Annotated in this window: 23 protein-coding genes, 1 pseudogene and 1 riboswitch; of the genes and pseudogenes, 12 read left to right on the forward strand and 12 right to left on the reverse strand. The window is 70.7% G+C overall.

The window, feature by feature from the left end:
- The first annotated feature begins 135 nt into the window (after positions 1-135).
- The 4 genes from ACIQVI_RS17140 (at position 136) to def (ending at position 4,537) form a co-directional block, all read left to right on the forward strand.
- The gene (locus ACIQVI_RS17140; protein ID WP_403596897.1) at positions 136-1,497 is read left to right on the forward strand and encodes an HD-GYP domain-containing protein; all 1,362 of its coding nucleotides are present in this window, start codon (positions 136-138) and stop codon (positions 1,495-1,497) included.
- Positions 1,494-2,774, forward strand: a complete 1,281-nt coding sequence (locus ACIQVI_RS17145; protein ID WP_403596241.1) for an HD-GYP domain-containing protein — start codon at positions 1,494-1,496, stop codon at positions 2,772-2,774. Before ACIQVI_RS17140 ends, ACIQVI_RS17145 begins: the two co-directional genes overlap by 4 nt.
- Positions 2,775-2,853: 79 nt before the next feature.
- Entirely contained in the window at positions 2,854-3,834 is a 981-nt protein-coding gene (locus ACIQVI_RS17150; protein ID WP_053646821.1) for a hypothetical protein, read from the forward strand.
- Between the two features lie 67 nt (positions 3,835-3,901).
- Positions 3,902-4,537, forward strand: a complete 636-nt coding sequence (gene def / locus ACIQVI_RS17155; RefSeq protein WP_403596244.1) for a peptide deformylase — start codon at positions 3,902-3,904, stop codon at positions 4,535-4,537.
- Between the two features lie 80 nt (positions 4,538-4,617).
- Here the strand turns inward: def and ACIQVI_RS17160 are convergent, their stop codons facing one another.
- The 3 genes and pseudogenes from ACIQVI_RS17160 to ACIQVI_RS17170 all read right to left on the reverse strand — a co-directional run.
- On the reverse strand, positions 4,618-5,160 hold the full coding sequence (locus ACIQVI_RS17160) for an NUDIX hydrolase (protein WP_403596246.1): 543 nt from the start codon (positions 5,158-5,160) through the stop codon (positions 4,618-4,620).
- An 11-nt stretch (positions 5,161-5,171) separates the two neighbouring features.
- Positions 5,172-6,296 carry an adenosylhomocysteinase gene (locus tag ACIQVI_RS17165; RefSeq protein ID WP_403596900.1) on the reverse strand — a complete coding sequence of 375 codons (1,125 nt, stop codon included), beginning with the start codon at positions 6,294-6,296 and terminating at the stop codon, positions 5,172-5,174.
- 207 nt (positions 6,297-6,503) lie between these two features.
- Positions 6,504-6,779: pseudogene (locus ACIQVI_RS17170) on the reverse strand (ATP-binding protein); the annotation flags it as partial.
- Between the two features lie 76 nt (positions 6,780-6,855).
- Between ACIQVI_RS17170 and ACIQVI_RS17175 the strand changes: the two are divergent.
- Both ACIQVI_RS17175 and ACIQVI_RS17180 read left to right on the forward strand, forming a co-directional pair.
- Entirely contained in the window at positions 6,856-7,401 is a 546-nt protein-coding gene (locus ACIQVI_RS17175; RefSeq protein WP_403596248.1) for a GntR family transcriptional regulator, read from the forward strand.
- On the forward strand, positions 7,398-8,165 hold the full coding sequence (locus ACIQVI_RS17180) for a GntR family transcriptional regulator (RefSeq protein ID WP_403596250.1): 768 nt from the start codon (positions 7,398-7,400) through the stop codon (positions 8,163-8,165). The genes ACIQVI_RS17175 and ACIQVI_RS17180 overlap by 4 nt, the downstream gene beginning before the upstream one ends.
- Positions 8,166-8,231: 66 nt before the next feature.
- Here ACIQVI_RS17180 and ACIQVI_RS17185 read toward each other — a convergent pair whose 3' ends face one another.
- The 6 genes from ACIQVI_RS17185 to ACIQVI_RS17210 form a co-directional block, all read right to left on the reverse strand.
- Positions 8,232-9,251 carry a ribonucleotide-diphosphate reductase subunit beta gene (locus tag ACIQVI_RS17185; RefSeq protein ID WP_403596253.1) on the reverse strand — a complete coding sequence of 340 codons (1,020 nt, stop codon included), beginning with the start codon at positions 9,249-9,251 and terminating at the stop codon, positions 8,232-8,234.
- Positions 9,251-11,626 carry a ribonucleoside-diphosphate reductase subunit alpha gene (locus tag ACIQVI_RS17190; protein ID WP_351971048.1) on the reverse strand — a complete coding sequence of 792 codons (2,376 nt, stop codon included), beginning with the start codon at positions 11,624-11,626 and terminating at the stop codon, positions 9,251-9,253. Before ACIQVI_RS17190 ends, ACIQVI_RS17185 begins: the two co-directional genes overlap by 1 nt.
- A gap of 130 nt (positions 11,627-11,756) precedes the next feature.
- A riboswitch (cobalamin riboswitch) is annotated at positions 11,757-11,897 on the reverse strand.
- 49 nt (positions 11,898-11,946) lie between these two features.
- A complete protein-coding gene (locus tag ACIQVI_RS17195; RefSeq protein WP_351971049.1) occupies positions 11,947-12,456 on the reverse strand; it encodes a GNAT family N-acetyltransferase in 510 nt (169 codons plus the stop codon).
- An 80-nt stretch (positions 12,457-12,536) separates the two neighbouring features.
- Positions 12,537-14,162, reverse strand: coding sequence for a monocarboxylate uptake permease MctP (mctP, locus tag ACIQVI_RS17200; protein ID WP_403596257.1), 1,626 nt, complete (start codon positions 14,160-14,162; stop codon positions 12,537-12,539).
- Positions 14,159-14,413, reverse strand: coding sequence for a DUF3311 domain-containing protein (locus ACIQVI_RS17205; RefSeq protein WP_121829620.1), 255 nt, complete (start codon positions 14,411-14,413; stop codon positions 14,159-14,161). Before ACIQVI_RS17205 ends, mctP begins: the two co-directional genes overlap by 4 nt.
- A gap of 222 nt (positions 14,414-14,635) precedes the next feature.
- Entirely contained in the window at positions 14,636-15,400 is a 765-nt protein-coding gene (locus ACIQVI_RS17210; protein WP_053649500.1) for a GntR family transcriptional regulator, read from the reverse strand.
- Between the two features lie 493 nt (positions 15,401-15,893).
- Between ACIQVI_RS17210 and ACIQVI_RS17215 the strand changes: the two genes are divergently transcribed.
- The 4 genes from ACIQVI_RS17215 to ACIQVI_RS17230 all read left to right on the forward strand — a co-directional run bounded on the left by ACIQVI_RS17215 (position 15,894) and on the right by ACIQVI_RS17230 (position 20,736).
- Entirely contained in the window at positions 15,894-17,186 is a 1,293-nt protein-coding gene (locus tag ACIQVI_RS17215) for an extracellular solute-binding protein (protein ID WP_351971053.1), read from the forward strand.
- Positions 17,187-17,318: 132 nt separating this feature from the next.
- On the forward strand, positions 17,319-18,341 hold the full coding sequence (locus ACIQVI_RS17220) for a sugar ABC transporter permease (protein ID WP_351974184.1): 1,023 nt from the start codon (positions 17,319-17,321) through the stop codon (positions 18,339-18,341).
- Positions 18,342-18,367: 26 nt separating this feature from the next.
- Positions 18,368-19,204 carry a carbohydrate ABC transporter permease gene (locus ACIQVI_RS17225; RefSeq protein WP_403596903.1) on the forward strand — a complete coding sequence of 279 codons (837 nt, stop codon included), beginning with the start codon at positions 18,368-18,370 and terminating at the stop codon, positions 19,202-19,204.
- 8 nt (positions 19,205-19,212) lie between these two features.
- The gene (locus ACIQVI_RS17230; RefSeq protein WP_351974185.1) at positions 19,213-20,736 is read left to right on the forward strand and encodes a glycoside hydrolase family 3 protein; all 1,524 of its coding nucleotides are present in this window, start codon (positions 19,213-19,215) and stop codon (positions 20,734-20,736) included.
- Positions 20,737-20,830: 94 nt separating this feature from the next.
- Here the strand turns inward: ACIQVI_RS17230 and nagB are convergent, their stop codons facing one another.
- Positions 20,831-21,616, reverse strand: coding sequence for a glucosamine-6-phosphate deaminase (gene nagB, locus ACIQVI_RS17235; RefSeq protein ID WP_351974256.1), 786 nt, complete (start codon positions 21,614-21,616; stop codon positions 20,831-20,833).
- Between the two features lie 600 nt (positions 21,617-22,216).
- On the opposite strand from nagB, the gene ACIQVI_RS17240 reads away from it, so the two are divergent.
- A complete protein-coding gene (locus tag ACIQVI_RS17240) occupies positions 22,217-23,683 on the forward strand; it encodes a histidine kinase N-terminal domain-containing protein (protein WP_351974255.1) in 1,467 nt (488 codons plus the stop codon).
- Positions 23,684-23,835: 152 nt separating this feature from the next.
- Here the strand turns inward: ACIQVI_RS17240 and ACIQVI_RS17245 are convergent, their stop codons facing one another.
- The gene (locus ACIQVI_RS17245) at positions 23,836-24,093 is read right to left on the reverse strand and encodes a WhiB family transcriptional regulator (RefSeq protein ID WP_003953983.1); all 258 of its coding nucleotides are present in this window, start codon (positions 24,091-24,093) and stop codon (positions 23,836-23,838) included.
- A gap of 317 nt (positions 24,094-24,410) precedes the next feature.
- On the reverse strand, positions 24,411-25,379 hold the full coding sequence (locus ACIQVI_RS17250; RefSeq protein ID WP_351974237.1) for a diacylglycerol kinase family protein: 969 nt from the start codon (positions 25,377-25,379) through the stop codon (positions 24,411-24,413).
- Positions 25,380-25,481: 102 nt separating this feature from the next.
- Here ACIQVI_RS17250 and ACIQVI_RS17255 point away from each other — a divergent pair, with 102 nt between their 5' ends.
- Positions 25,482-25,991 carry a hypothetical protein gene (locus ACIQVI_RS17255; RefSeq protein WP_403596265.1) on the forward strand — a complete coding sequence of 170 codons (510 nt, stop codon included), beginning with the start codon at positions 25,482-25,484 and terminating at the stop codon, positions 25,989-25,991.
- Positions 25,992-26,061 lie beyond the last annotated feature (70 nt).

The raw sequence follows: 26,061 nt of genomic DNA on the forward strand, positions 1-26,061 counted from the left end.
CGGGCACGGAAGGCCGCCGCGACGCGATCGCGGCGGCCTCCGGCGTAAGTCGGCTTGTATCACCCGAAGGTGCGAATCAGTCGTACCGCGCCGTCCCGGGCCGCCCGACTCGCTAGCGTGACGGGGATGATGGGCGTGAAGGTCATTCCCCCGGCGGCCCGCGTGTACATCGGCTGCGCCCTGCTCGCCGCCGGCGCGTGCGTCCTGCCCGCGCTGCGCCCCGGCGCGCCCTGGGAGACGATCGCGCTCCTCGCCGCCCTGTACGCGCTCTGCGAGCTGCCCGCCCGCTGCCCCCTCATGGGCCGCGCGCTCGGCGGCTCCGTCCCGCTGGGCACCGGCTCCTTCTTTCCCGTCCTCCTCGCCGCCGCGCTGCTCCTGCCGCCCGCCGCCGCCGCGCTCACCGCCCTGCCCGGCAGCCTCCTCGCCCGCGTCGAGGAACCCCCGGCCGCGCCCCGCCGCGCCTGGCGGGCCGCCGCCACGGCCCTCGCCGTCTGGGCCGCCGCCCACGCCGCCGGGGCCCTGGGCGGCCCGGCCGCCCTCGGACACGGCCCGGACGCCCCCGACTTCCCGTACGCGCTGCTGCCCGCCTGCGCCGCCGCCCTCGTCTTCTGCCTGGTCCTGACCGCCCTCGACGGCGGCGTCCGCGCCACCGCCGACGGACTGCCCCCGCGGGCCGCCTGGCGCGGCCTCCTCGGCCGGGCCCTCGCCCCGCACCTCGTGCACGGCCTCGCCGGGCTGATGATGGCCGTCCTGTGGCGCGGCAGCCACGGGCCGGTCGCGGGGCTCTTCGTCCTCCTGCCCATGTACATCTCCTGCTGGGTCTTCGCCCAGTACCACCGCGAGCGCGCCGCCCACCACGCCACCATCCGCGCCCTCGTCCAGGCCGTCGACATCAAGGACCGCTACACCCGGGGCCACAGCGAGCGCGTCGGCCACGCCTCCGTCCTGATCGCCCGCGAACTCGGCATGTCCGGGGACCGGCTCGACGCCGTCCGCTTCGCCGGCATCCTGCACGACGTCGGCAAGCTGGGCGTGCCCACCCGGGTGCTCCGCAAGGACGGCCCGCTCACCCCCGAGGAGCGCCGGGTCATCGAGCTGCACCCCGAGTACGGGCACGAGATCGTCCGGGGCATCGGCTTCCTCGGCGAGGCGCGGGCCGCGATCCTCCACCACCACGAACGCATGGACGGCAGCGGCTACCCCTACGGGCTGCGCGGCGAGCAGATCCCCGAGTTCGCCCGGATGGTCGCCGTCGCCGACGCCTTCGACGCCATGACCTCCAACCGCTCCTACAGCCGCGCCCGGCCGGTGCCGACCGCCGTCGCGGAACTGGAGCGGTGCGCCGGCACCCACTTCGACCCCCGGATGGTCGACGCCCTCGTCCGGGCCCTGGACCGGCACGGCTGGCGGCCCGCCGTCACCGCCGACGAGACCCCGTCCGGCGGAAGCGTCCCCCAGGCCCGCGAAGCCTCCTCCCCCTCCAGGGAGCGCGCGTGAGGCCCGGCGCCCCCACCGTCGGCGCCGTCCGCGCGGCCGCCCTGCTCCTCGGCCTCGCCGCCCTCGGCTCCACCCTCTGGTACGGCGTCGACCAGCCCGGCGAAGCCCTCGCCTTCGGCACCCTCGTCGCCCTCGGGGAGCTGGCCCGCTGGGGCGCCGCCCCCGGCGAGCGGGAGCCCGCGCCGCTCGCCGCCGCCGGAGCCCTCGCGTACGCCCTGCTGGGGGAGAGCGCCGGGAGCGCCACCACCCACGGCGTCCTCCAGATCGTCGCCGTCGTCGCCGCCGCGAGCCTCGCCGGGATCGTCCCCCACCTCGCCCGGGGCCGGGGTCCGGGCCCCGACCACCTCGCCCGCCGTGTCCTCGCCGTCGGCTTCGCCGCCGTCTGCTTCCAGCCCCTCTACAACTCCGGCGCCGTCGTCCGGCACCTCGGCGACGGCCCCCTGTACGTCCTCCTCCTCGGGCTCCTGCTCGTCCTCACCTTCCTGTGGGACGCCGTGCTCGCCGCGCTCCTGCTCCGCGCCCGTACGGGATACCCCTACGGCCCCCTCCTCCGGGACGAGCTGCGCGCCCTCCTCGGCATCGGCTCCGCCGTCTGCGCCACCGGCACCGTCATGGCCCTCGGCGTCGCCGCCGCCGGACTGTGGGCCCTGCCCGTGCTCGCCGTCCCGCTCCTGCTCACCCAGGTCTCCTACCGGCGGTACGAGGCCGTGCGCACCGTCAACCGGCAGACCATCGCCTCCCTCGCCCGGGCGACCGAGGTGGCCGGCTGCACCCCGCCCGGCCACGCCCACCGGGTCGCCGCCCTCAGCGCGGCCGTCGGACGCGAGCTGGGCCTCTCCGGCACCGAGCTGACCGTCCTCGAACACGCGGCGCTCATGCACGACATCGGCCAACTCTCCCTGGTGGACCCGGTCGAGGGCGGTGCCACCGCCCTCCTGCCGACCGAGGAGCAGCGCCGGATCGCCCTCCTGGGCGGCGAGGTCGTCCGCAGGACCGGGGTCCCGGCGGCCGTCGCCGTGATCGTCGAGCGGCAGGCCGACCCGTACCGCGAGCAGCCGCTGCCCGCCCGGATCGTCCGGACCGTGAACGCCTACGACGACCTGGCGAGTGCCGGGCCGGGGAGCGGGGTAGGAGGTGGTCCGGGCGCCGCCCTCGGGGCCCTGGAGCGGCTCCGGCTCGGCACCGCCCGGGACCACCACCCGGACGTCGTCGAGTGCCTGGCCAGGGTCCTGGCCCGGGGCGGGGCGGCTGGGGTGACCCCGGTCGTCCCTGGGTAACCCATGGGTAATGAGCGCGCGTCCGACCGGGCATGGTTGGATGCGAACAAGAGGGTGAAGCGACCGGCAGGCGGGAATCGTGAAGATCTTCGGGAAGGTACGGCATCGGCCCTCCGCCTCGTGGCGGCAGGCCACCGACCGCGCGTTCACGCTGATCGGTGACGGCCGGTACGAGGACGCGGGCGCCCTGCTCACGCGCGCGGCGGACCTGGAGCCCTGGCTCTCCGAGTCCTGGTTCAACCTGGCGCTGCTGCACAAGTTCCGGCACGACTGGGAGCAGGCCCGGGCCGCCGGGCTGCGCGCGGTCGCGCTGCTCGACAAGGAGACCGGCGCCCCCGACTGGTGGAACGTCGGGATCGCCGCCACCGCCCTCCAGGACTGGCCGCTGGCCCGCCGCGCCTGGCAGGCGTACGGGCTGCGGGTGCCCGGGGCCGCCTCGGGCACGGGCGAGCCCGCCGGCATGGAGCTGGGCAGCGCCGCCGTCCGGCTCTCGCCCGAGGGCGAGGCCGAGGTCGTGTGGGGCCGCCGGCTCGACCCGGCCCGGATAGAGGTGCTCTCCATCCCGCTGCCGTCCTCCGGGCGCCGCTGGGGCGAGGTCGTCCTCCACGACGGCGTGCCGAACGGCGAGCGGACCACCACCGCCGGGCCCTCCTACCCGGTCTTCGACGAGATCGAGCTGTGGGCGCCCTCGCCCGTCCCCACCTGGGTGGTCCTCCTGGAGGCCGCCACCGAGGCCGACCGGGACGCCTTGGAGCAGCTGGCCGCCGAGGCGGGCTTCGCCGCCGAGGACTGGTCGTCCTCCGTGCGGCTGCTCTGCCGCGCCTGCTCGGAGTCGACCATGCCGAGCGCCGAGGGCGAGGGCGAGCACTCCGACCCGCACGACCACAGCGAGCCGGGGCACCCCGGGCCGCTCGGCCACCGCTCGCCCGGCGAGCTGTGGGTGCCGGAGCGGGAGTGCGGCATCGCGGCCCCGGCCGGTCTGGTGCGCGGGCTCCTCGACGGCTGGGTGGCGGACAGCCCGGACAGCCGCGAGTGGCGGGATCTCGAAGAGGTCTGCTGAGCGGCCCGTCCCTTCCCCGTAGGCTGTCCTCCGACGGAATCGGGTTTTCAGGAAGGCGCGGCCGGACATGGCGCAGCAGGAGACGGACGAGCAGACGCAGATCAACGACGGCTTCGTCGTGGACACGGAGGACTGCGAGGCGCGTGAGCTCGCCTACCGTGAGCGCGGCACGGCCCGCCCGATCACGGTCGTCGGCAACCCCGTGCTGCACAAGGAGTGCAAGGACGTCACCGAGTTCGGCGACGAGCTCGCGGCGCTGATCGACGACATGTTCGCCAGCCAGAAGGCCGCCGAGGGCGTGGGCCTGGCCGCGAACCAGATCGGCGTGGACCTCAAGGTCTTCGTCTACGACTGCCCGGACGACGAGGGCGTCCGGCACACCGGCGTCGTGGTCAACCCGGTGCTCCAGGAGCTGCCGGCGGACCGCCGCGTCCTGGACGAGTCCAACGAGGGCTGCCTCTCCGTGCCGACCGCCTACGCCGAGCTGGCCCGCCCGGACTACGCCGAGGTCCACGGCCAGGACGCGCGGGGCAACCCGATCAAGGTGCGCGGCACCGGCTACTTCGCCCGCTGCCTCCAGCACGAGACGGACCACCTCTACGGCTACCTGTACATCGACCGCCTCTCCAAGCGGGACCGCAAGGACGCCCTGCGGCAGATGGAGGAGGGCACCCCGCGCTACGAGACGGTCCCGAACGCCTGATCCACGCGCGCGCGTACGCGAAAGGGCCCCGCACTCCGGAGAGTGCGGGGCCTTCGCCGTACCCCGGCGGGGTCGTGCGGTCAGCGCAGCACCCGGAGGACTCGGTCCCGCAGGTCTTCGTCCTCGATCGTGTCGGCGTGGCGCCATGCCGCCGCCGTGACCTCGTCGCTCTGGAGGGCGACGACGTCGGCCGACGTACGGAAGAGGAACCGGAAGTCGAAGTGCCGGTGATCGGGCTCGTCCTTGGCCGGGTTGTCCGGGATGGGGTGGGCGTCGATGTGCACGGGCCGACTTCCGGCCGGGACGACGTCCGAGGCCGCGATCCCGGTTTCCTCGGTCAGCTCGCGCTGTGCGGCGGCGAGGAGAGTGGTGTCGTGGTCCTCGACGTGCCCTCCGGGCAGGAGCCAGCGGTTCAGCGCGAGGTGCTTGATGTGCAGCACTCGGCCGGCGGGGTCGACCAGGATCGCACCGGCGGTGACATGGCCCCGGAACTCCTTACGGCTCGTGAGCTCGGCCCCGGCGTCGAGGAGTTCCGTGAGGACGGAGAGCCGCCGCTTCTCGTCGGGGTGGACTTCCAGGTAGGCATCCAATGTCTCGCGGATGTGATCGGACGTGATGGACATCGGGTGTCTCCTCAGCGGTTGAAGTAGTCCAGCCAGGTCGTGGCGATGGCGGCGCGATCGGCCGGGCGGGTCTCGTGCATTCCGGGACCGAGATCGCCGCGGGCGATCGCGGCGGAGGCGGCGAGCAGTTCGGCTTGGACGAGGAAGATGAACGGCCCTACGCCGGCGCCGTGCAGGAAGTTGACGGCGTTTCCTCCGTTGAGCAGGTAGAAGTAGTGGCCGGTCGTCACATAGCGCGTGACGTGCTCGCCGATGTGAGCACGCTCGTACACGTTGGGCAGCCCGGTGAGTTCCAGCTCGTCCTCACTGCTGGTAACGGTCGCGACGTACGCTCCGTTGCGCAGTCTGGGGAAGTCTTCTCCGCGCAGCGCGAGCGCCCCGGTCGCGCACAGTACGAGCCCGGCCTCGCCGAGCCCCGCCTCGCGGTCACGCGCGACCGTGAAGCCCTGTGCGAGTGCCTGCGTACGGCGTACGGGATCGATGTCGTACACCGTGACCCTGACACCTTGGGCGTGCAGCAGCCGGGCGATGCTCGACCCGAGCTTGCCGAAACCGATCACGAAAGCCGTACGGCCGTGCAGGATGTCGCCTCGGCCGCGCATGAGCGCCTCGGTGGAGAACACGATCGACTGGCCCACGAGGAAGTCCTCGGGGTCCTTGAGGGGCGAGCGTGCCACCGAGACGATCGGGCACGGCGGGTCGACGAGGTTGGAGTAGCGCCGGTGGCCGTTCTCCGTGTCCTCGACGACGCCCAGGATCCGGCCCGAGAAACGGGCGCACAAAGCCTCGATCGACGGAGCGAAGTAACCACCGACGTCGAACAGCACCATCGGGCGCCCGGCGGCGCGCGTGTCGAGGTACCGCACGGCGCGCTCGGGATCGGCGAACAGCTCCCGCGACAGCTTGTCGCACACGTGCCCGTCGCCCTCGACCCGGCGCAGCGCTTCGGTGTGCACGGACTTCGGTTTAGGCAGTACCGCGCGGACCTCGGTCATGGCGGCCACGCCCCGGACGAAGGCCGGGCGCTCCGGCAGCAGGTGGGTGATCAGTAAGGAGGCGGGGCGCTCGGTGGGTGCGAAGAGGGAGGCTATCCGGTCGAAGTAGGCGTCCAGCCGAGCGCGCTCGAAGGTCTCCATCACCGATCGCCTCCCCGGACGGACGCGACCTTGAAGCTGCTCCAGACGGTCTTGCCGACGACGTGCTCGTCGACACCGAAGTCGTCGGCCAGAGCCGAGACCAGCCGAAGCCCCCGGCCACCGCAATCGTCCGTTCCCCCCTTGTACGACCCTCGGATGCCCTCCGCCGCTGTCACGCAGCTCGATGCGAACCGTCAGGTCGTCCGCCGTCATCCGCAGACAGAACTCACGCCCTGCCGGGACCCCGTGCAGCAGGGCGTTGGTGGCGAGTTCGGAGACGCAGAGACGGATCTCCTCCCGACGGTCCGTGATCCCCCACTCCGCCAGAGCTTCGAGCGCGAAGGCCCGCGCCGCCGGAACCGAGCTGCGCGCACGAGGGAACCGTCGCTGCCACGACAAAGCCATGGTGACCACCACCTTGATCCTGGGCTGTACGAGCTCCAGCTCCGTATCGCTATTCGCGAAAAGCAGTAAGGATGTCATTCCGGGGCCCTGGGAAGCGCGTCGCTTAACGTGCAAAGCAGCAAGGTCGAACAAGGCGGTCGCACGGGAGGACGTCGTGAGCGAGAAGGCCTGGATCAGCACTTCTGTGCCGTACCTGACGCCGCAGAACGGCGAGGGGCAGTCCGACGCCTGGGCTGCCGAAGCCACCGCCCGGGGCGGTACGGGAAGTCAGCGCATCGTTCACGCCGGTGAGGTGCCGGCCCCGAGCGCCGTCGCATCTCTGCTCGGCCTGGCCGACGGGGTACCGGTCGTCGTACGGCGCCGAGTCATCGAATTCGACGGTGAACCATGCGAGTTGACCGACACCTATTACCCTGCGTCCATCGCACGGGGCACCCGGCTGGCCGAGACGCTCAAGATCCGGGGAGGTGCCGTCGCACTGCTCGCCGAACTCGGCCACGTCGGCGTCCGCGTCCGTGAGGACGTGAGCGCACGGATGCCCAACGCCGACGAGCGGGAAGCACTGCGAATGGAACGTGACGAGCCGGTGCTCCGACTCGCGAGGGTGACTCTCGACGACCGGGACCGGCCCATCCAGGTCGACATGATGACCATGCCCGCGCATCGGCAGCGGCTCCGCTACGAGATCACGATCGGATGACCGTGCCCGACATCGAAGACCGGCGCTCACTGCACGAACGGATCGCCGCCGACCTGCGCGACGAGATCATGAGCGGAGATCTCGCGCCCGGCGCCAAACTGCCGTCCACGGTGCACCTCAAAGCCCGGTTCGACGCCTCCAGCGCCACCGTGCAGAAGGCACTGCAACTCCTCAAGGAGGAGGGACTGGTCATCGGTCGTGCGGGTGCCTCGGTCACCGTCCGGGAGCATCGCCAGCGGACCGTGCGCCCTTCCGCCTTCATGGCCCCGGCCGCTGCCGGGGAACCGTACCGGTGGCTCACCGAAGCCGCGCGGCTCGGCACGAGACCGCACAGCACCCTGCTGGAAGTCGCCGAGACCAGGCCCCCGGCCGACGTCTCCGCCGCCTTGCGCCTGGAAGACGGCGAAACCGCACTCCTGCGCCGTCAGGTGCTCTCGCTCGACGGGGAGCCGGCCGAACTCGTCACGTCCTACTACCCCTTGGACATCGCCCGTGCCACCCCTCTCATGGAGAGCCGCAAGATCAAGGGCGGTACACCGACACTCCTCGCCGCCCTGGGCTTCCCGCCCCGGCTCAGCGTCGACCGGGTCTCCGCGCGCGTCCCCACCCAGGACCAGTACCGGGCCCTGAAGCTGCCGAGCGACCTCCCCGTGCTTCGTACGCTTCGTGTCGTCCACAGCGACGACGAACGACCCATCGAAGTCACCGTCATGGTCAAGGCCGGACACCTCTACGAGGTGCAGTACGCATTCACACCGGAGTGACATCCCAGTACGAGAGGGGGCCCCGCACTCGACCGATTGCGGGGCCCCCTCTCGTCATGTCTGGGTCTAGAAGTCCTCGTCCAGGTCCACCGAGCCCTCGACCGCCACCTGGTAGGCGGACGGGCGGCGCTCGAAGAAGTTGGTCAGCTCCTGGACGCCCTGGAGCTCCATGAAGGAGAACGGGTTCTCCGAGCCGTACACCGGGGCGAAGCCGAGGCGCTGGAGGCGCTGGTCGGCGACGCACTGGAGGTACTCGCGCATCGACTCGGTGTTCATGCCCGGCAGGCCGTCGCCGCACAGGTCGCGGCCGAACTGCAGCTCCGCCTCGACGGCCTCCTTCAGCATGTCGGTGACCTGCTGCTGGAGCTGGTCGTCGAAGAGCTCCGGCTCCTCCTTGCGGACGGTGTCCACGACCTCGAAGGCGAAGTTCATGTGCATCGTCTCGTCGCGGAAGACCCAGTTGGTGCCGGTCGCCAGGCCGTGCAGCAGGCCCCGGGACCGGAACCAGTACACGTAGGCGAAGGCGCCGTAGAAGAACAGGCCCTCGATGCACGCGGCGAAGCAGATCAGGTTGAGCAGGAAGCGGCGGCGGTCGGCGGCCGTCTCCAGGCGCTCGATCTTCTCGACCGAGTCCATCCACTTGAAGCAGAACTGCGCCTTCTCGCGGATGGAGGGGATCTCCTCGACCGCGTCGAACGCGGCGGCGCGGTCGTCCGGATCGGGCAGGTAGGTGTCGAGCAGCGTCAGGTAGAACTGGACGTGCACGGCCTCCTCGAAGAGCTGCCGGCTCAGGTAGAGCCGCGCCTCGGGGGAGTTGATGTGCTTGTAGAGCGTCAGGACCAGGTTGTTCGAGACGATCGAGTCGCCCGTCGCGAAGAACGCGACCAGACGGCCGATCATGTGCTGCTCGGCCGGGGTCAGCTTGGCGAGGTCGGCGACGTCCGAGTGGAGGTCGACCTCCTCGACGGTCCAGGTGTTCTTGATCGCGTCCCGGTAGCGCTCGTAGAAGTCCGGGTAGCGCATGGGACGCAGGGTGAGTTCGAAGCCCGGGTCGAGCAGGTTCTTCTCGGTGTTCGGGGTGGACATTACTGGCAGGCCTCGCAGGACTCGGGGTTTTCCAGGGAGCAGGCGACCGCGTCGGGGTCGGCGACCTGCTGGACGGGGATGGGCGCGGCGGCTGCCGTCGACGCCTGGGCGGCGCGGGCGATCCGGGTCGCCGGGCGGGAGCGCAGGTAGTACGTCGTCTTCAGGCCCTGCTTCCAGGCGTACGCGTACATCGACGACAGCTTGCCGATGGTGGGCGTCTCCAGGAACAGGTTCAGCGACTGCGACTGGTCCAGGAACGGGGTGCGGGCGGCGGCCATGTCGATCAGGCCGCGCTGCGGGATCTCCCAGGCCGTGCGGTACAGGTCGCGCACCTCGGCCGGGACCCAGGTGAAGCCCTGCACCGAGCCGTTGGAGTCGCGCAGCGCCTCGCGGGTCTGCGCGTCCCACACGCCGAGCTTCTTCAGCTCGTCCACCAGGTACGAGTTGACCTGGAGGAACTCGCCCGACAGCGTCTCGCGCTTGAACAGGTTGGAGACCTGCGGCTCGATGCACTCGTACACGCCGGCGATCGAGGCGATCGTCGCGGTCGGCGCGATGGCGAGGAGCAGGGAGTTGCGCATCCCGACGGCGGCGATCCGCTCGCGCAGCGCGGACCAGCGCTCCGGCCAGTTCAGCTCGACGTCGTAGTGGTCGGGGTGCAGCACGCCGCGGGCCGCGCGGGTCTTCTCCCAGGCCGGGAGCGGGCCGTTGCGCTCGGCCAGGTCGGCGGAGGCCTCGTACGCGGCGAGCATGATCCGCTCGGCGATCCGGGTGGAGAGCGCCCGCGCCTCGGGGGAGTCGAAGGGCAGCTTCAGCTGGAAGAAGACGTCCTGGAGGCCCATGGCGCCCAGGCCGACCGGACGCCAGCGGGAGTTGGAGCGGCCCGCCTGCTCGGTCGGGTAGAAGTTGATGTCGACGACCCGGTCGAGGAAGGTGACGGCCGTGCGGACGGTCGCGTCCAGGCGCTCCCAGTCGATGTCCGAACCGACCACGAACGCGCCGAGGTTGACCGAGCCCAGGTTGCAGACCGCGGTCTCGCCGTCGTCGGTGACCTCCAGGATCTCCGTGCAGAGGTTGGAGGAGTGGACGGTGTGGCCGGGCTCGGCGGTCTGGTTGGCCGTCCGGTTCGAGGCGTCCTTGAAGGTCATCCAGCCGTTGCCGGTCTGGGCCAGGGTCCGCATCATCCGGCCGTACAGGTCGCGGGCCGGCATCGTCTTGCGGGCCAGGCCGGCCGCCTCGGCCTTGCGGTAGGCGGCGTCGAACTCCTCGCCCCACAGGTCCACGAGCTCGGGCACGTCCGAGGGGGAGAACAGCGACCACTCGGCGTCGGCGTTCACGCGGCGCATGAACTCGTCCGGGATCCAGTGCGCCAGGTTCAGGTTGTGCGTGCGGCGCTGGTCCTCGCCCGTGTTGTCGCGGAGCTCCAGGAACTCCTCGATGTCCGCGTGCCAGGTCTCCAGGTAGACGGCGGCGGCGCCCTTGCGGCGGCCGCCCTGGTTCACGGCGGCGACGGAGGCGTCGAGGGTCTTCAGGAACGGCACGATGCCGTTGGAGTGCCCGTTGGTGCCGCGGATCAGCGAACCGCGGGCGCGGATGCGGGAGTACGAGAGGCCGATGCCGCCCGCGTGCTTCGAGAGGCGCGCGACCTGGTGGTAGCGGTCGTAGATGGAGTCCAGCTCGTCCTGCGGGGAGTCCAGGAGGTAGCAGGAGGACATCTGCGGGTGGCGGGTGCCGGAGTTGAAGAGCGTGGGGGAGGACGGCAGGTAGTCCAGTCGGCTCATCAGGCGGTACAGCGCGGCCACCTCGTCGAGCGCGCGGACGCTCTCGTCCTCGGCCAGGCCGCAGGCCACGCGCAGCATGAAGTGCTGCGGGGTCTCGATCACCTTGCGGGTGATCGGGTGGCGCAGCAGGTAGCGCGAGTAGAGGGTGCGCAGGCCGAAGTAGCCGAAGCGGTCGTCGCCGGCCCGGTCGATCGTGGCGTCGAGGCGGTCGGCGTGCAGCGCGACGAACTCGGCGGTGCGGTCGGCGATCAGGCCCTCGTGGTGCCCGACGGCGACCGAGGAGGAGAAGTTCACCGAGCCCTGGGAGGCGGCCTCGTCCGCGATGGTGATGGTGAGGAGCCGGGCGGCGAGCCGGGAGTACGCCGGGTCCTCGGCGATCAGGCCGGCGGCCGCCTCGGTGGCCAGCTCGCGCAGCTCCGCCTCGTCCGCGGCGGCGCTGCGGCCGCGGAGCGCGGCGGCGGCGACCCGGCCGGGGTCGGTGTCGGGGAGATCGGCGGTGAGGTCGGTCAGGGTCCGCAGCAGTACGGTCCCGGGGCCGTCGCTCTCGACCGCGGAAGCCTCGGCCGAAGCCGGATCGGCGGGCGCGATGGTCACGTGGGGGCTCTCCCTCGCTCGGCTCGGGGCCTCGGCGGGGGAAGGGCGGACGGGCGGGCGTCCACGCACGACGCACCGCGTCCACCGGCCCACTCCGCGAGGCCCGGACGTCTGTGGCACCCGGAACGGAAGGACCGGGCGCGCTGTCGGCAGGTGTTCGGACTCACTCCGGACGAAACCGCACGAAGTACACCGTTGCGGGACAGTTCCGGATTCGCGCCGGATTCCCCTGCGTCGACAGCGAGGACGAGCATACATGTGGGGGGCGCCGCTCGTGGCACCCCCCACATGTTGTGTCGCCCCCTGGACGGGACTTGGGCTCAGAACTCCAGGGAGTAGGTGCGCAGAGAGTGATCGGGGATCGGCTCCCAGTCCCGGTGAGGGGTGCGGACGAAGCCCATCCGCTCGTAGATCCGGTGCGCCGCGACCATCTCCGCGCCCGTGGAGAGCACGATCCTGGCGCACCCCGGGAGGGCCCTCGCCCGGTCGACACAGGCCCGTACGAGCGCCTCCCCGACGCCCCGGCCGCGGGCCTCCCGGGCGACCGCGAGCATCCGGAACTCGGCCTCGCCGGGCACGGCGATGTCGGCCCACGGGGTGCCGCCGCGGGCGAAGGTCACCCCGCCGACGATCCGCCCCGCCGCGTCCCCGGTGTCCTCCGCGACGAGGACCTCGCTCTCCCGGGCCCGGCGCGCCGTGTCCCGCAGCACCGCCAGGTAGGAGTCGTCCGCCCCGTGCGCCAGCAGCCCGTCGTCCAGATAGGTGCGCCCGGTCAGCTCGCCGAGCACCTCGTACTCCTCGGGCCGTACCGCCCTGATCGTGAAGTCCATGGGGGAAAGTGTGCCCGCCGGGAACGCGACGGGGCCCGGGGCCTCCTGGCGGAGGTCCCGGGCCCTGCGTGCCGGTGGCGTCAGTGGGTGGGGACGGTGACCTTCTCCATCTCGGTCTTCACGCCCGGGTCGCCGGCGTCGGCCGTGTAGTCCGACGGGGAGGTCTCGTCGATGCCCTCGGGGGCCTTGACGGCCTTGAGGACGAAGGTGAGGACGACGGTGACCAGGACGTTGAGGACGAAGGCGGTGAGGCCGATGTAGCCGATCTCGCCGATGCCCGGGATCTCGGCGGAGGAGCCGCCGAAGTGCTTCTGGGTCGGGCTGGCGACGCCGTACGCGGCGGCCGTGCCGTAGACCATGCCGACGGCCCAGCCGGCGAGCAGCGCCCAGCGGTGGAACCAGCGGGTGAACAGGCCGCCGACCAGGGCCGGGAAGGTCTGCAGGATCCAGATGCCGCCGAGCAGCTGGAAGTTGATCGCGACCGTCTTGTCCATGGTGAGGACGAAGGCCAGGGCGCCGACCTTCACCAGGAGCGAGACGATCTTGGAGACCTTGGTCTCCTGCGCCGGGGTCGCGTCCTTCTTGATGAAGTCCTTGTAAATGTTTCTGGTGAAGAGGTTGGCGGCGGCGATCGACATGATCGCGGCCGGGACGAGCGCGCCGATGCCGATCGCGGCGAACGCGACGCCCGCGAACCAGTCCGGGAACATGGTCTCGAAGAGCTGCGGGATGGCGAGCTGGCTGTTTCCGACCTTGATTCCAGCGGCGATCGCCATGAAGCCCAGCAGCGCGAGCAGGCCCAGCATCAGGGAGTACAGCGGCAGGATCGTGGTGTTGCGGCGGATGACCTCGCGGCTCCGGGACGACAGCGTCGCCGTGATGGAGTGCGGGTACATGAAGAGCGCCAGCGCGGAGCCGAGGGCCAGGGTCGCGTACGTCCACTGGCCGGCCTCGCCGGGCACGAGCGCGCCGCGCGGCTTGTGGGTATCAGGGTTGGTCTGTGCGTACGCCTCGCTCGCCCTGGCGAAGATCTCGTCGAAGCCGCCCAGCTTGATCGGGATGTAGATGATCGCCACCGCGATGACGATGTAGATCAGGGTGTCCTTGACGAAGGCGATGAGCGCGGGGGCGCGCAGGCCGGAGGAGTACGTGTAGGCCGCGAGGACGCCGAAGGCGATGAGCAGCGGCAGGTCCTTGACGAACCAGTGGGTGGTCTCGCCGCCGCCGACGCCCATCACGTCCAGGACGGCCTGGATGCCGACCAGCTGGAGCGCGATGTACGGCATGGTGGCGAGGATGCCGGTGACCGCCACCGCGAGCGACAGGCCCTTGGAGCCGAAGCGGCCCCGGACGAAGTCGGAGGTGGTCACGTACCCGTGCTTGTGCGAGACCGACCACAGACGGGGCAGGAAGGTGAAGATCAGCGGGTAGACGAGGATCGTGTAGGGGACGGCGAAGAAGCCCGCCGCACCCGCCGCGTAGATGGCCGCCGGGACGGCGACGAAGGTGTACGCGGTGTAGAGGTCGCCGCCGAGCAGGAACCAGGTCACCCAGGTGCCGAAGGACCGGCCGCCCAGACCCCACTCGTCGAGGCTGTTCTCGTTCTCGGCCTTGCGCCAGCGCGAGGCCAGGAAGCCCATGACCGTCACGGCCAGGAAGAAGAAGACGAAGACGCCGAGCGCCACGCCGTTCACGCCGTCCTTCATCGCGCGTCACCCCCCTTGCGGGACCGCTGGTCCCGCTGCCACAGCTTGTACGCGACCATGGTGAGCGCGGTGGAGACCAGCACCCAGAGCATCTGGTACCAGTAGAAGAAGGGGATGCCGGCGAAGAGGGGTTCGGTCTTCGCGTAGGAGCTCACCCAGAGCATCGCCACGAACGGGGCGACGAGACAGAGCGCGATCACCACCCGCAGGGGGGTGATGGTCGGTTGTTTCCCTTGTGCCACTTCTGACATGGCGATTCCGTCCCCTCGCTGATCACCTCGGTAATGCTGGGGAAATCTAGGGGACGCGTCCGCTTCATGGAACCCCTGTCCGCATAACGGATGCGATTTGTCAGAACCGGCCCTCTTTGGTCTCCCGCGGTGCCGTGGGAAGGGAATACGACATTCCCGGAAACGCGGAACGGCCGCACCCGTCGGGGGGTGCGGCCGTCGTCCGGGAGCCCTCGCGGCGGCTCAGCCGTTGGGGCGCTTGAGGCGGGCCACGAACTTGTACCGGTCGCCGCGGTAGACGGACCGCACCCACTCCACCGGCTCGCCCTGCGCGTCCAGCGAGTGGCGGGAGAGCATCAGCATCGGCAGGCCCACGTCCGTACCGAGCAGCCCGGCCTCGCGCGGGGTGGCGAGGGAGGTCTCGATGGTCTCCTCGGCCTCGGCGAGGTGCACGTCGTAGACCTCGGCGAGCGCGGTGTAGAGCGAGGTGTACTTCACGAGCGAGCGGCGCAGGGCCGGGAAGCGCTTCGCCGACAGGTGGGTGGTCTCGATCGCCATCGGCTCCCCGCTGGCGAGCCGCAGGCGCTCGATGCGGAGCACCCGGCCGCCGGCCGAGATGTCGAGCAGTCCGGCGAGGGTGTCGTCGGCGGTGACGTAGCCGATGTCGAGGAGCTGGGAGGTGGGCTCCAGGCCCTGGGCGCGCATGTCCTCGGTGTACGAGGTGAGTTGCAGCGCCTGGGAGACCTTGGGCTTGGCGACGAAGGTGCCCTTGCCCTGGATGCGCTCCAGGCGCCCCTCGACGACCAGCTCCTGGAGCGCCTGGCGCACGGTGGTGCGGGAGGTGTCGAACTCGGCGGCGAGCGTCCGCTCCGGCGGGACCGGCGTGCCGGGCGGCAGCGTCTCGGTCATGTCGAGCAAGTGCCGCTTCAGCCGGTAGTACTTGGGCACGCGCGCGGTACGGGTGGGCGTCCCGCTCTCTGTCTCCGTGCTGCCCGCGTCCGTGGCCATGGCCTGCCTTCCCGACTCCTGTGCTGTTGCCGTCACCGGCTCCTCCGTCTGTCGCGGCTCACATGGTGGCACGCTTCATGTGCCTCCACGGTTTCTCCTGCCGATATGTGCCGGTTCGGCGAGGAGGAGTCGTCCCCTGCTTCTTATACACCGTGATATCCCCCGTTGGTCTAGGCCATTCCGGCGAGAGGTGAGAGGCTTCTTCCGGCGGAACAGGAGGTCCCCTCCGCTCCGCCGGGGGTGCGTGCGGCGTCTCCGGAAGGGCGGCGACTGGCGTGAATCCTGCGGTCGTGGCCGGACGTCGACCAGGTGTCGGTCCGATAACGGACGCCCTTACCCGTCTTGCGCACCCTTGACACCCAAAAAGGTCTAGGCCAAGCTCCGAGTACTGGTCTAAACCATTAAAGACCAGGTCCCAGCCCCACGAGCATTACCCGACGTATGTCTTCGCGCGGTGGGCAGGGGGGTTGCAGGCATCCCTGAGGAGGGTGGCGTGAAGCGCAAGCTCATCGCGGCGATCGGCGTCGCGGGCATGATGGTCTCCATCGCTGCATGTGGTTCCGACAGCGACAAGGCCAAGGACGGCGACAAGGGCACGGCCGGGGGCGACAAGACCCTGACCGTCTGGGTGATGGACGGTTCCGCTCCCCAGGAGTGGATCGACGGGGTCAACAAGGAGTTCGAGGCCTCGCACCCCGGCGTCAAGGTCAAGGTCGAGACGCAGCAGTGGACCGACATCCAGACCAAGGTCACCACGGCCCTCTCCGAGAACACCCCGCCGGACGTCCTGGAGATCGGCAACACCCAGACCACGGGTTACGCCGCTTCCGGCGGTCTCGCCGACCTCAGCGGTGACAAGGACAAGCTCGGCTACGCCAACTGGAGCGAGGGCATCAAGCCCTCGGCCGAGCTGGAGGGCAAGCTCTACGCCGCTCCGTGGTGGGCCGCCAACCGCGCGGTGATCTACGACAAGGCCGCCTTCAAGAAGGCGGGCGTCACCCCGCCGAAGACCCGCGCCGAGTGGATCGACGGTCTCAAGAAGCTCAAGGCCGCGGACCCGAAGTCCCAGCCGCTCTACCTGCCCGGTCAGAGCTGGTACGTCTTCGCCGGCTTCCTGTGGGACGAGGGCGGCGACCTCGCCACCAAGGACGGCGACAAGTGGAAGGGCGGTCTCGGGACCGCGGAGGCCGCTTCGGCCATCAACTTCTACAAGGAGCTGCAGTCCTACTCGACCGCTCCGAAGGACAAGGACGAGGCGACCCCGCAGCAGTCCACCGACATCGTCCCCAAGGGCGGCGTGTCGTCCTGGATCGGTCTCGGCTGGGAGGCCGGCGGCGCGATCGACGCCATCAAGAAGGCCGGCAAGACGGCCGACTTCGGCTACTTCCCGATCCCGGGCAAGACCGCCGACAAGCCGGGCTCCGTCTTCTTCGGCGGCTCCAACCTCGCCGTCGCCGAGCGTTCGCAGAACAAGGACCTCGCGAAGGAGTGGCTGGCCCTCGCCACCAACAAGAAGGGGATGCAGGCCTACGGCACCGCGGTCAAGGGCGGCATCGTCCCGAACGACCCGTCCGCGCAGATCCAGCCCGAGGCCGGCTCCTTCGCCGAGGCGATGGTGAAGTCCGCGAGCAGCGGTCGCATCACCCCGATCACCGAGGGCTGGGCCAACGTCGAGACCGAGCCCAACCCGATCAAGGGCTACATGACCAAGGTCCTGAAGGGCGAGGACCCGAAGAAGGCCGGCGAGGAAGCCGACAAGGTCATCGCCGAGCGCCTCAACCAGTAGCGGTAACCACCCCGGTGGCGCGGCCGGATCGTACCGGCCGCGCCATTCGGTCATAGCAGTGAACAGCGGCCCGCTCCCCCCGGGCCGCGCCCCGGTGGGCGCGGGAGCCCCAGAACCGCGAGGAAGAAGACCATGACCGTGGACTCCCAGGGGACGGCCAGCGCCGTTCCTCAGGACGCGCCCGGGAGGGCGGCAGGGAAGTCGCAGACTCCGCCACCCCCTTCCGGCGCGAAGGAATCCCTTCGGCCTCCGCGTGGCAGGCGCTCCCTGCCCAGCGGGCTGCTGCCGTACCTGCTCGTCACGCCCGCCCTGCTCTCCATGGCGGTGCTGCTGCTCTACCCGCTGTTCCGCAACGTGGTCCTCTCCTTCCAGGGGGTCAACAAGCGGGAGATGATCCGGCGCGAGACGCCCTGGGTCGGCTTCGAGAACTACACCAAGCTGCTGAGCGACCCCGACTTCTGGAACGTCGTCGTCCGGTCGCTCGTCGTCACCGCCGTCAACGTCGCCCTCGTCATGCTGTTCGGCACGCTGATCGGCATGTTGCTCAACCGCCTCGGCAAGAAGATGCGGTTCGTGCTCTCCCTGGCGCTGATGTTCGCCTGGGCCATGCCGATCGTCGCCTCGGTCACCGTCTTCCGGTGGCTCTTCGACGAGCAGTTCGGCGTCGCCAACTGGCTGATGCGGTCGATCGGCTTCTCCGGCTACGACCAGCACAACTGGTTCGAGACCGGCTTCTCCACCTTCGTCATCGTGACGATCCTGCTCGTCTGGGGCTCGATCCCCTTCGTGGCCCTCAACATGTACGCCGCCCTGACCACGGTCGGGTCCGAGCTGTACGAGGCCGCCAAGATGGACGGCGCGAGCGGCTGGCGCACCTTCTGGTCCGTGGTCTTCCCGAACCTGAAGCCGTTCTTCATGATCACCACGTTCCTGGAGATCATCTGGATCTTCAAGGCCTTCACCCAGGTCTACGCCATGAACCAGGGCGGCCCCGACCGCTCCTCCGAGACCCTGCCGGTCTTCGCCTACATCGAGGGCATGGGCCAGCAGCACTACGGCCTCGCGGCCGCCATCTCGATCCTCACCATCGTGATGCTGCTCGTGGCCATGTCCTTCTACTTCCGCCTGATCCTGAAGCAGGAGGACGAGCAGTGAGCACCACGACCCCGACCCCCCAGAAGCTGCGGACCCGCAGCCCGCTCCGGCCGGCGACGGTGGCGAAGAACCTCGCCGCCCTCGTGGTCGCCGTGGTCTTCGTCTTCCCCGTCTACTGGATGTTCTCGTCCTCGCTGAAGCCGCAGAGCGAGATCCTGACCAAGGATCCCGTCTTCTTCTTCACGCCGACCTTCGAGAACTACTCGACGGCCACCGGTGTCGACCTGTTCTGGACCTACGCCACGAACAGCCTGATCGTCACCGCCAGCGCCGTCCTCCTGGCCCTCCTCGTCGCCCTGGCCGCGAGCTTCGCGATCGCCCGCATGAAGTTCAAGGGCCGCAAGGGCATCGTCCTGATCGTGATGATGGCGCAGATGGCCCCCTGGGAGGTCATGGTCATCGCGATGTACATGATCGCCCGCGACAACGACATGCTGAACAGCATCCCGCTGCTCACGGCGATCTACTTCGTGATGGTCCTGCCCTTCACCATCTGGACCCTGCGCGGCTTCATCGCCGCCGTCCCGGTCGAGCTGGAGGAGGCCGCGCAGATCGACGGCTGCACCCGCGGCCAGGCCTTCCGCAAGGTGATCTTCCCGCTGCTCGCCCCCGGCCTGATGTCGACCTCGCTCTTCGGCTTCATCACCGCCTGGAACGAGTTCGCGATGGTCCTCGTCCTGAACAAGGACAAGACGGACCAGACCCTCACGCTCTGGCTGACCCAGTTCCAGACCGCCTTCGGCAACGACTGGGGCGCCACCATGGCCGCCTCGACCCTCTTCGCGCTCCCCGTGCTCGTCGTCTTCATCTTCCTCCAGCGCAAGGCCGTCGGCGGCATGACCGCCGGCGCGGTGAAGGGATAACGGGTCTCATGACCACTCTCGTACACGCCTCGGACACGCTCACCCGCGACGCGCTCACGGTCCTCCAGCCCGGCTTCGTCGGCACCACCGCCCCCGACTGGCTGCTCCGCCGCATCGGCGAGGGCCTGTCGTCGGTCGGCCTCTTCGGCCGGAACATCGTCACCCCCGAGCAGCTCACCGCGCTCACCGCGCAGCTGAGGGCCGAGCGGGACGACGTCCTCGTCGCCATCGACGAGGAGGGCGGCGACGTCACCCGCCTGGAGGTCAAGCAGGGCTCGTCCTTCCCCGGCAACTACGCCCTCGGCAGCGTCGACGACGTCGAGCTCACCCGGGCCGTGGCCCGCGAGCTCGGCCGCCGGCTCGCGCAGTGCGGGGTGGACCTCAACTGGGCCCCCTCCGCCGACGTCAACTCCAACGCCGAGAACCCGGTCATCGGCGTCCGGTCCTTCGGACCCGACCCGGACCTGGTCGCCCGGCACACCGTGGCGTACGTCGACGGCCTCCAGGGCGTCGGGGTCGCGGCCTGCACGAAGCACTTCCCCGGACACGGCGACACGAACGTGGACTCCCACGACGCGCTGCCCCGGATCGATGTGGACCTCGCCACACTGCACGCCCGTGAGCTGGTACCTTTCCGCGCGGCCGTCGCCGCGGGTACCAAAGCGGTCATGAGCGCGCATATCCTTCTGTCCGCGCTCGACCCGCACCGCCCGGCCACCCTGAGCCCGCAGATCCTCACCGGTCTGCTGCGCCAGGAGCTGGGCTTCGAGGGGCTGATCGTCACCGACGGCATGGAGATGCAGGCCGTCTCGGCGACGTACGGCATCGAGCGCGGATCCGTCCTCGCCATCGCCGCGGGCGCCGACGCCATCTGCGTCGGCGGCGGGCTGTGCGACGAGGACACCGTGCTGCGACTGCGCGACGCGCTCGTCAACGCGGTACGGACCGGTGAACTGCCCGAGGAGCGGCTGGCCGACGCCGCGGCGCGCGTGCGCGCCCTGGCGGCCTGGACCCAGGCGCACCGGGTCAGGGGGGCTGGATCGGTGCCGGGCGCGGCAGTGCAGGAGGGGACCGCGCCCGGCGCCGACATCGGACTCGTCGCCGCCCGCCGGGCCCTGAAGGTGACCCGCGGGGAGCGCCCGTACACGCCGATCACCGGCGCCCCGTACGTGGCCTCCTTCACCCCGGTCGCGAACTTCGCGGTCGGTGACGAGACCCCCTGGGGGATCGCCGCGGAGCTGGAGCGCCTGCTGCCCGGCACGGAGACCGGCTCGTACGACGAGTCCTCCGCCGAGTCCGTCCTCGCCGCCGCGGGGGAGCGGCGCGTGGTGGCGGTCGTACGCGACCTCCACCGGCACCCGTGGATGATCCGGGCCCTCGACGGCCTCCTCGCGGCCCGCCCCGACACCGTCGTGGTCGAGATGGGCCTCAACGAGGCGGAGCCCCGCGGGGCCCTGCACATCGCCACGCACGGCGCGGCCCGGGTCTGCGGCCGCGCGGCCGCCGAGGCCGTCGTCGGAACCGGCGCCTGACGGCCGCCCGCACCCGTCCCGTACGAAGGGGCCCGGCACCTGGAGACAGGTGCCGGGCCCCTTCGCGCCGTCGCCGCCGGGGGTTCCGGGCGGCTCAGATGCCCTGCCAGGCCGGCTTGGCGGCGAAGGTGTGGCGGAAGTAGTCCGCGAGCTTCAGCTTGGAGGCGGCGGCCTCGTCCACGACGACCGTGGCGTGCGGGTGCAGCTGGAGCGCGGAGGCCGGCACGAGCGCCGCCACCGGGCCCTCGACGGTCTGCGCCACGGCCTCGGCCTTGCCCTCGCCGGTGGCGAGCAGCACCAGGTGGCGGGCCTCCAGGATGGTGCCGATGCCCTGGGTGATGACGTGGTGCGGCACCTGCTCGATGTCGTTGTCGAAGAAGCGCGCGTTGTCCACCCGGGTCTGCTCGGTGAGCGTCTTGATCCGGGTCCGAGAGGCGAGCGAGGAGCACGGCTCGTTGAAGCCGATGTGCCCGTCGGTGCCGATGCCGAGGATCTGGAGGTCCACGCCGCCGGCCTCGCGCAGGGCCCGGTCGTACTCCTCGCAGGCCGCCTGGACGTCCTCGGCGGAGCCGTCGGGCCCCATGAAGGCCTCCGGGGAGAGCCCGAGCGGCTCGACGACCTGCCGGAGCACGGTGGAGCGGTACGACTCCGGGTGCCCGGCGGGGAGGCCGACGTACTCGTCCAGCTGCGCGATCCGGGCCCGCGAGGCGTCCACCGAGCCCGCCCGCACCTGGGCGGTCAGGGCGTCGTAGATGGGCAGCGGAGTCGAACCGGTGGCCACGCCGAGCAGCGCGTCGGGCTTGCGGCGCAGGAGGTCGGCGATGCCGTCCGCGATCAGCTCGCCGCCCGCCTTGGCGTCCTTGACGATGACAACTTCCACGCTGTGCCTGCCGATCTGGTGAGGGGCTGGGAAGGGGTCCGGTGGTATAGACCAATCTAAGGTCAAATCTAGCAGAGGAGGGGCTTCCGTCCCATGCCGTTCCGCCCCCCGGACGGCCCCGCTCCCATCGTCTGCCGCACCGGCCCCCTCAGCCACTCGGCCCCCGGGCTCGGGCCCCGGATCAGGGCGCGCCCGGCTGATGAAAGCCACGGAACCGGGGGAGGCGGGGGGCGGGGGCGTGAGCCCGCGGAAGGACGTCCCGGTCTCCGTCGCGGCCCCGGAAACACCCGCGGGCCGCGGCGCCCGGCGGGACCCTCAGCCCGCCCGGCACCGCAGCCCGGAGTTGCTCGGCCGGGGGTGTGCGGTCCCTCGGCCGTGTGGGAGGTCTCGACGCAGTCAGGGCAGAGAGCGTCGGGTACCTCGTTCCACCCTCCTGTGCGGGGAGGATGGAGGCTCTGTTGCATTCATTGTGGACTAGACCATTCTTGTCTGTCCATCCACGGGAACGCGGTCTTTCCTGGCCCATACTCCAACACGCGGCCCCGGAGATCCAGGTTCACCGCCCCCGAATTCCGCGGGTACGCTCGCACCGTGCCCTCCATGAACGACCTCGTGCGCCAGCACACCGCCCTGAGCGACTCCGACCTCGAGTGGCTCCACCTGCTGGTGTCGGAGTGGCAGCTGCTCTCCGACCTCTCCTTCGCCGACCTCGTCCTCTGGGTCCCGACCCTCGACGGCACGCGGTACGTCTCCGTCGCCCAGATGCGGCCGAACACCGGCCCCACCTCCTACCAGGACGACATGGTCGGCCACCTGGTCCCGCGCGGCCGCCGCCCGCTGCTCGACGCCGCCCTCGACGAGGGCCGGATCGTCCGCGAGGGCGACCCGGAGTGGCGCGAGGAGGTCCCGGTGCGGGTCGAGTCGATCCCCGTGCGGCGCGAGGGCCGGGTCCTCGGCGTCATCGCCCGCAACACCAACCTGCTGACCGTCCGCACCCCCTCCCGGCTGGAGCTCACCTACCTCCAGTCGGCCTCCGACCTGGCCCAGATGATCGCCGCCGGAACGTTTCCCTTCCCCGGCGAGCAGGTCGACATGGACTCCTCGCCCCGCGCCGGCGACGGCCTCGTCCGCCTGGACGCGGAGGGCATCGTCCAGTACGCCTCGCCCAACGCCCTCTCCGCCTACCACCGGCTCGGCCTCGCCGCCGACCTCGTCGGCCAGCACCTCGGCCAGATCACCGCTGAACTCGCGCCCTCCCGGGGCCCGGTGGACGAGGCCCTGGTCACCCTGGCCTCCGGCTACGCGCCGCGCGAGTTCGAGGTCGAGGGCAACGGCGGGGTGATCCAGCTGCGGGCGATCCCGCTCAAGCCCAAGGGCACCCGCATCGGTTCGCTCGTCCTGCTCCGGGACGTCACCGAACTGCGCCGCCGCGAGCGCGAGTTGATCACCAAGGACGCCACCATCCGGGAAATCCACCACCGGGTGAAGAACAACCTCCAGACGGTGGCCGCCCTGCTGCGCCTCCAGGCCCGCCGGATGGACTCCGACCGGGGCCGCGAGGCCCTCAACGAGGCCGTGCGGCGCGTCGGTTCGATCGCCATCGTCCACGAGACGCTGTCCCAGAACCTGGACGAGCGCGTGGAGTTCGACGAGATCGCCGACCGCGTCATCGCGATGGTCGCGGAGATCTCCCCGGGCAAGGTCACCTGCCGGCGCAACGGCCGCTTCGGCATCCTCGACGCCGAGGTCGCCACCCCGCTCTCCATGGTCCTGACCGAGGTCCTGCAGAACGCGCTCGAACACGCCTTCGCGCAGGGGGAGCAGGGCACGGTCGAGGTCTCCGCCGTCCGCGGCGAGGCCCGGGCCGACGCCCGCCTCCTCATCACGGTCAAGGACGACGGCCGCGGCCTGCCCGAGGGCTTCGACCCGCAGCGTGCCGGAAACCTCGGCCTCCAGATCGTACGGACCCTGGTGGAGGGGGAGTTGGGCGGAACCTTCGACATGCTGCCGGGCACGGAGCGCGGTACGAAGGTGGTCCTCGACATTCCCGTACAGCCCCAGAAGTAGCACCGCGCGGCGGCGCACAGCAGCGAGCCCCGGACCGAAGGGGATTCGGTCCGGGGCTCGAATGCTGTGGGGTACTACTGCGCGCTGCGACTCAAGGGCGGTGATTGCACACGCGATGTGTGCGCCGCTCGCCTGAGGCTGTGAGTGGGGCGTCAGGCGCTGGCGTTGCGCGCCCGGTTGCGAGCGGCACGGCGCTTCATCGCGCGGCGCTCGTCCTCGCTGAGGCCACCCCAGACGCCGGAGTCCTGGCCGGACTCGAGCGCCCACTGCAGGCACTGCTCCATGACGGGGCAGCGGCGGCAGACGGCCTTGGCTTCCTCGATCTGCAGCAGCGCAGGACCGGTGTTGCCGATGGGGAAGAACAGCTCGGGGTCTTCCTCACGACAAACGGCGTTGTGACGCCAGTCCATGGCTGCTACCTCTCTTGGTATTACGTGCAGGTTGCTTGTGAATGTGAACGCTTTCACGAATCCCCCCGCAAGGGAAGGGCCGACTGCCAGATCAACTGGTGTGGTCCTTGGACTGAGGAGGGGTTCTGGCTCTCAGTGGAGGCCGGTCTTGCGGGCCGTCCCGATCGCCAAGAAGAGACTCGCAAACCTCGGCAGCGGATACAACCCCTTCTGGAAAGTTTTTTTTGATTCCTCGGTGTCGGCTAGGTCACAGCCGTACTTCTTAGGGGTGGATGCGCGCCTAAACGTTCGAGTGAAAGGACTTTGGGCCCTTCCACTCACACAATCACACGCAGTGCACGGCGAACGCCTGTGAACGCCACGCTCGTACGCAGTCCCAGGTGGTCTCCGTCCATCTGGAGGGGGAGGGGGACCTTCGAATGCAAGGTGAAGTCGGTCAGATCGTGCAGGGAGACCGCGTGCTTGCCGCGGGGCCCGCGTTCCGGGGACGAAGTGAGCAACTGGGTGGCATACCGGGCGACCGCCGGGGTGGAGAGACGCCTCAGTCCGAGCACGTCGAGCGCGGTTTCGAAGGAGGCCTCCGGAGACGCGTACACCGGACGATTGCCCAGGTAGGTCCAGGGGGAGGTGTTGCAGATTATGGAGAGGACCAGGTCCTCGACCGGCTCCGCGCCCGGGCGCTCCAGGGTGATCGTGCCGTGCCGGCGGTTCGTCTCCCCCAGGAACTGGCGCACCACCTGGCGGAGGTAGAGGGCGTGGGTGGATCTCTTCCCGCGCTCCCGCTGCTGTTCGACCCGGCCGATGACGCTCGCGTCGAAACCGAGGCCGGCGCAGAAGGTGAACCAGCGGGACGGCACCGACTCGTCCTCCGTGCCCGGCGCCCCGGAGGCGAGCCCGAGGCTCACCGTACGTGTTCGCTCCTCACGCAACGCGTCGAGCAGGGCGCCGGTCGCCTCCACCGCGTCGTTCGGCAGTCCGAGCGCGCGGGCGAAGACGTTGGTCGACCCGCCGGGGACGACCGCGAGGCCCGGAAGCCGCTCCGGATCGGGCCCGCCGTGCAGCAGTCCGTTGACCACCTCGTTGACCGTGCCGTCCCCGCCGAGGGCCACGACCAGGTCGACGCTTCCGGTGTCGGCGGCCCGTCGGGCCAGGTCACGCGCGTGTCCGCGGTACTCGGTGGTGACCGCCTCCAGCTTCATCTCGCTGGCAAGGGCGTGGATGAGCACGTCACGGGTGCGGGCACTGGTGGTGGTGGCTGCCGGGTTGACCACGAGAAGTGCGCGCATGGTCGCCAGCGTACCTACCCGGCGGTACCGGGCCCAGTCCCGGCCCGCTCGGCGGCACCCGGCCCCGGCGGTCCCGGAGGCGGCCCCGCTACCCTGCCTTCCATGAGCAGTGCGGAGCAGACCCCCCTCAGCGGTACGGAGCGGACCTCCGCCGGCGGCGCGCAGAAGGCCGTCGGCGGTACGGAGAAGGTCGTCGGCCGTACGGAGCGGACTCCCCCTCCCACCCGTCTCGCCGCCGCGGCGGCCGTGGCCGCCGTCGAGGCGCTCGGGCTCGTCGCCGGGGGTGTGTACATGCTGGTGAAGGCCCTGACCGGATCGCCCGGCGACCTCACCGGAGCGCTGACGGGCGCCGTGACGCTCGTCGTGCTCGGCCTGATCCCGCTCGCCGCCGCCCGCGGCCTGTGGCTGCGCCGCTCCTGGAGCCGGGGCCCGGCCGTCATCACCCAGATCCTGGCCCTGCCGGTCGCCTGGCAGATGCTCCAGGCGAACAGCGCGCTGATCCCGGCGGGCGCCGTCCTCGGCGTCCTGGCCGTCACCGGGCTCGTCCTCCTGGTGAGCCCGGCCACGACCGAGGCGCTCGGCATCCGGCGCCCCGGCCAGGACACCCCGTGAACGGAATCCGCTGAACGGAATTCGCTGAACGGAATCCGCTGAGCGGATCCGGGTGAATGGAACTCCGTAA

The organism is Streptomyces sp. NPDC098101, assembly GCF_044760185.1.
Lineage (GTDB): Bacteria > Actinomycetota > Actinomycetes > Streptomycetales > Streptomycetaceae > Streptomyces.